Origin of the sequence: Moorena sp. SIO1F2, assembly GCF_010672755.1 — a bacterium.
In the GTDB taxonomy this organism is placed as follows: Bacteria; Cyanobacteriota; Cyanobacteriia; order Cyanobacteriales; family Coleofasciculaceae; genus Moorena.
This window is the reverse complement of record NZ_JAAHFV010000442.1, coordinates 1-4769: the sequence shown is the minus strand read 5'-3', so window position 1 is coordinate 4769 and position 4769 is coordinate 1. Positions and strand designations below refer to the sequence as shown.

Annotated in this window: 8 protein-coding genes; 5 read left to right on the top strand and 3 right to left on the bottom strand. The window is 43.6% G+C overall.

Going from position 1 to position 4769, the window contains the following annotated elements:
• The 4 genes from F6J94_RS34505 to F6J94_RS30415 all read left to right on the top strand — a co-directional run bounded on the left by F6J94_RS34505 (position 1) and on the right by F6J94_RS30415 (position 1243).
• Positions 1-54, top strand: coding sequence for a DUF2949 domain-containing protein (locus F6J94_RS34505; protein WP_367142291.1), 54 nt, complete (start codon positions 1-3; stop codon positions 52-54).
• A 317-nt stretch (positions 55-371) separates the two neighbouring features.
• Positions 372-551 carry a hypothetical protein gene (locus F6J94_RS30425; protein ID WP_293023951.1) on the top strand — a complete coding sequence of 60 codons (180 nt, stop codon included), beginning with the start codon at positions 372-374 and terminating at the stop codon, positions 549-551.
• Between the two features lie 27 nt (positions 552-578).
• A complete protein-coding gene (locus tag F6J94_RS30420) occupies positions 579-932 on the top strand; it encodes a hypothetical protein (RefSeq protein WP_293047120.1) in 354 nt (117 codons plus the stop codon).
• Between the two features lie 101 nt (positions 933-1033).
• Complete coding sequence (locus tag F6J94_RS30415; RefSeq protein ID WP_293047118.1) at positions 1034-1243, top strand: hypothetical protein; 210 nt, start codon at positions 1034-1036, stop codon at positions 1241-1243.
• A 16-nt stretch (positions 1244-1259) separates the two neighbouring features.
• Here F6J94_RS30415 and nfi read toward each other — a convergent pair whose 3' ends face one another.
• Together nfi and ispD are read right to left on the bottom strand one after the other, a co-directional pair.
• Positions 1260-1919: a deoxyribonuclease V gene (nfi, locus tag F6J94_RS30410; protein ID WP_293047116.1), complete on the bottom strand. Its 660-nt coding sequence runs from the start codon at positions 1917-1919 to the stop codon at positions 1260-1262.
• Between the two features lie 81 nt (positions 1920-2000).
• Positions 2001-2705, bottom strand: coding sequence for a 2-C-methyl-D-erythritol 4-phosphate cytidylyltransferase (gene ispD / locus F6J94_RS30405; RefSeq protein WP_293047113.1), 705 nt, complete (start codon positions 2703-2705; stop codon positions 2001-2003).
• A gap of 127 nt (positions 2706-2832) precedes the next feature.
• Here ispD and F6J94_RS30400 point away from each other — a divergent pair, with 127 nt between their 5' ends.
• Positions 2833-3795 carry a glycosyltransferase family 9 protein gene (locus F6J94_RS30400; RefSeq protein WP_293023943.1) on the top strand — a complete coding sequence of 321 codons (963 nt, stop codon included), beginning with the start codon at positions 2833-2835 and terminating at the stop codon, positions 3793-3795.
• A 246-nt stretch (positions 3796-4041) separates the two neighbouring features.
• On the opposite strand, the gene F6J94_RS30395 is transcribed toward F6J94_RS30400, so the two are convergent.
• Positions 4042-4545: a CRR6 family NdhI maturation factor gene (locus F6J94_RS30395; RefSeq protein ID WP_293047111.1), complete on the bottom strand. Its 504-nt coding sequence runs from the start codon at positions 4543-4545 to the stop codon at positions 4042-4044.
• Positions 4546-4769: the final 224 nt, after the last annotated feature.

Sequence of the window (4769 nt, the reverse complement as noted above, 5' to 3'; positions counted from 1 at the left end):
TTGGTAACTCTGGAGCAATTAGATAAAATTTATGACTGGTTGGAAACAGCCTAAAACCTGATCAATCAATCAGGGAGGAGAGACAAACTATGTCTAAGGAGCTATGTCTTTGGGTTAAAATATCCCTCAGACAAATTTATAATTCTACTTTGTCCTTAACTATTTATCCCCTTATCAAAAAGAGCGATTTCATAAGTGACTCGCTCTTTTTGTTAGATCTTGGCTATCCCAATGTAACTATCAATGTAACTATTCAGCCTACCGCTATCCGCTATCAGCCATTAATAGTATGCCTTTAGCCCTTCAGCTAACTGCTAATAGTTCAATGCTTACAATGAAAGTCCACATGAACTATAGCGGGTTCTAACCTAATGAGGTACACAGGATTTTTTCCCTGTTCCCGATTCCCGATTCCCGATTCCGGATTCCCGATTCCCGATTCCGGATTCCCGATTCCGGATTCCCCATTACCTATTACCTATTACCTATTACCTATTACCCAAAAATTTGTACCTCACCTAATTGAAAACTGCTATAGTCATAATGGGTAGTAAGATAACTAATGGGGTGGAAGTACTTTGAAACGAACAATCGTAATACTCGGTTTTGGATTAATCTTAGGAATTTTTATCTCACAGTTTGTTCCACCCGCCACAGCTTCTATAACTGTTGTAGAATCCCGGATTGCTTCTGTTGAATCTGAGATAACTAACTTGAGATTTAAAATCAATCAGTTAGAGTCTCAGTTACGTCAGGTCAGCCAGTCAATTCCTGACAGTAATCGACCCAGTCAACACCACATACAATCACCAACTGATACCTATAGCAGGGTAGACCCTGAGCACCCAATGTTTAAGCGTCTCGCTACCTTAGTAATAGAACTCAAGGAACGGGTTAATCGATTAGAAGAAGAGGTATTACCAAAAGAATGAAGAATGAAGAATGAAGAATGAAGAATGAAGAATGAAGAATGAAGAATGAAGAATGAAGAATGAAGAATGAAGAATGAAGAATGAAGAATGAAGAATGAAGAATGAAGAAGGAAGAAGGAAGAAGGAAGAAGGAAGAAGGAAGAAGGAAGAATGAAGAAGGAAGAAGGAAGAAGGAAGAAGGAAGAAGGAAGAAGGAAGAAGGAAGAAGGAAGAAGGAAGAAGGAAGAAGGAAGAAGGAAGAAGGAAGAAGGAAGAAGGAAGAAGGAAGAAGGAAGAAGGAAGAATGGAAAATTCTAAATTCTAAATTCTAAATTCTAAATTCTAAATTCACTTTGATGCTAGTTGATCAGCCCAGCGAGTTGTTTCTGGTAATCGATACTTAGATGTGCAGCGCAACACATAATCAATTGCTGTGGGTAAGCTGATGCGATGACCAATGGAAACATAGACTGGCTTAACTCCAGTCCGAGTACGCACAACGGCTCCAATGATTTCTCCATCATGGCTCAGCGGTTGCCAATTACCTTTGTTTTCGGGCAAATCCTCATGATCACCAATGAATCGGGACTTAGCCACACCAATGGTGGGAATATCTGTCAGTACCCCCAGATGGCAGGCAAGACCAAAGCGACGAGGATGGGCAATGCCCTGACCATCACACAAAATTAAGTCAGGGATAATGCTAATTTTTTCCAAAGCATCCAGTAATACAGGGACTTCTCGGAATGATAGGAAGCCTGGTACATAGGGAAAGGTAGTGGGTCTGGATGCGATCGCATTTTCCCTCAGCTGCAAGTCGGGAAAGCTTAAAACTGCTACTGCTGCCTGTGATATAGCGCCATCCTCCTCAAAACCTACATCTACACCCGCAACATACTGCACTTCCCCCAACTGATCTTCAAAAATTACCTCAGGTTGTAGTTGTTGTTGAATTGCTTTAGCTTCTTCACTATTGACTGGCCAAGGGTGGCGTTGTTGGATGTCCATAGTAATTTTATTTTTGGTACGTGGAAATTTTCCATTCCCTGGCGCAACATAAACGATGATTAATTATAATCAATTAATTAATTAACTAGATTTGGTCTCACTGAGATCAAAACGCTGGCGCAAGATAAATTCTGCGATCGCTAAATCAACTGGGGTAGTTACCTTCAAATTCGTCTCCTCCCCTTCCACAATCTTGACTGGCAAGCTGCACCGTTCAAACAAAGCGGCATCATCCGTAACTTCCCAGCCAGCCTTACGTCCTTGGTCATGGCACTGTTTCAACAACTTCACCTCAAATCCCTGGGGTGTCTGTGCTGCCCACAATCCCTTCCGATCCGGTGTATCTTGAACAAGATTGGCTTCATCCACCACTTTAATCGTATCCTTCACTGGCACAGCGGCAATTAGACCGGGACAACCCATTAAGACTTCGGCACACCGTGCCAGTAACTCAGGGGTAGCTAAGCATCTAGCACCATCGTGAATCAACACCCTTTTGGCTTCTGCTGGTAAAGCCTGCAAGCCATTATAGACAGATTCTTGCCGTGTTTCCCCCCCCTCAATCAACTCCACAGGTTTAGATAGGGCAAGTTCAGCTAGAATTGCTTTAAACTCTGGCCAGTCATAGGGTTGTCCCATGATCCCAATCCAGCTTATACTACTGGCTTTCTCTGCTGCTAGCAGTGTCCAAGCCAGTATTGGTTTACCTAGAAGTGTTAAAAGAAGCTTATTGCGATCGCTCCCCATCCGTCGTCCCATTCCGGCTGCTGGAATTAATAAATGCACGATTTTCTACCTCTTAGCTGCTGCTTCATGCCTGAGCTTAGGATAATATGCCCTCGATAGAATTCAGAATTAGTCCTTCCAGCGTCAAGTTAAAATTAATCTGATCCGTAAGCTCAAGCAATTTGAGATGAGAATACTAGCCCTTGTTCCTGGTGGAATTGGCGACCAAATCCTGTTCTTTCCCACCCTCTCACAACTAAAACAGTATTATCCCAAAGCTGAGATTGACGTTATTGTGGAACCGCGAGCCAAGGGGGCTTATCGGGTTTGTCAGTCAGTCGATGAAGTTCTAACCTTTGATTTTAAAGACCGCAATGGTCTCGCAGATTTTGGTAACTTGTTGGGAGTGATCCGCGATCGCGAGTACGATGCTGCCATGACCCTAGGACGTCGGTGGTCAGTTGGGCTGTTGCTCTGGATGACTGGTATTGTGCGTCGAATTGGTTACCAAGCTGGTTCAAGGGATTTGTTTTTTACCAACCCTGTGCCCCTAAAAACTGAGCAGTATGCTGCCCATATGTACCATGACTTACTACTAGGTTTCGGTATTAACGTTCCTTGTCAAGAACTCGCTGTTAGGGTTCCCAAATCAGATATTGAATGGGCAGAAGCTCAACAGCAACAGCTAGAGATTCCAGAAATTGGCTACATTCTTATTCATGGCGGTTCTAGTCAACTCGCTCTGTCCCAAGGAATTGATAAAATCTACCCAGTTGAGAAATGGCAGAAGATTGTTGAAGACATTCGCCAAAAACAACCAGATCTGCCCATTGTCTTGCTAAAAGGGCCAGAGGATGCAGAATGGTGCCAGGCGATGATGGAGTACCATCGTGACCTCAAGGTTACTGCTCCAGAAGATATTGGTAAATTGTCAGCCATGATTGCCGGTGCTAATTTGATGCTGTGTACCGATAGTGCACCGATGCATCTAGCTGTAGCTGTTGGTACTCCTACCATTGCCTTGTTTGGTCCGACAGAGGCAAACAAACTACTACCTGCCAAGGAGGGGGTATACGGTATTCAATCACCTACTGGTCGGATTGCCGATATCAAACCGGAAACTGTATTAGAGCAAATTTGGGGTAGCTAGTATAATTCCAGTATGTCTTGAGGAAATCATCAGCCGCTTTTCTCTTTTCCCCAAACTCTGTTTAAGATGGGAAGCTGACGCTATAGGGGTTGATTGAGATGATCATCAACCCGATGTGACATTATACTTTGCACAGCCATAAGCTGCCCATTCATAGTATTTCTTATGCCAAGATAGCATTTATTATACTGATCAGCCCCGGCTTCATCTCCCCATCTTTCTATCCATCTTTTTTATGATGGGTATTCAACCAGACTTGATATCACCCCCTGAGGTCTCGATCAGATTAAACAAAGTATCATCTAGTTCATAGCCGAGTAACTGAGCCATCGACTTGAGGCGGGATGGGCTCTGTATACCCCACTCCTTTAACCACTGACTTAGTACAAAGATTTTCTGCATCACGAAGATTTCTAAGGCTTCAGAGTTGTACTGGATGCCTTCTGTACGATTAAATTGGTGAGGCACTAGCATAGCAGTATAGCGGACGAATTCCCCAGATTTCCAATCTAGTAGAAAAGGTAACCAGGGATAGGTAGCATCCAAGCGCACAAACCATAACCGCACCTCTGGCATTTCTGAGAATTCCCGAGGATCCTCAGGATCGCAATCAAAATCAATCTTAAAGCCTAGCTGCTGCTCATAGTTTGCGATCGCACCGTCTTGCAGCCACCCTTCAATCACTGTCTGAGCTGGAGACAAGTCTAAGGTTTGGAAATGGTTAGTATTTAAGGAAATGATTGTAGTCACGCAATAGTTCCAATATCAATAAAATCAGTGCAACATTTAACCTGTGTAAACCTACTTATCAGCAGGAATGACCTGTATGGCACCAGGTGAGAACCTGGTGGTTGATTAAACTAAGCCGGTGAGTCGCCCCACCGACTCGTCTTCAGAACCGGACATGACACTTTCGCATCATCCGGCTCCTCATCATAGGAACCATTTACATTGGTACCTCTAGAACGGATTCT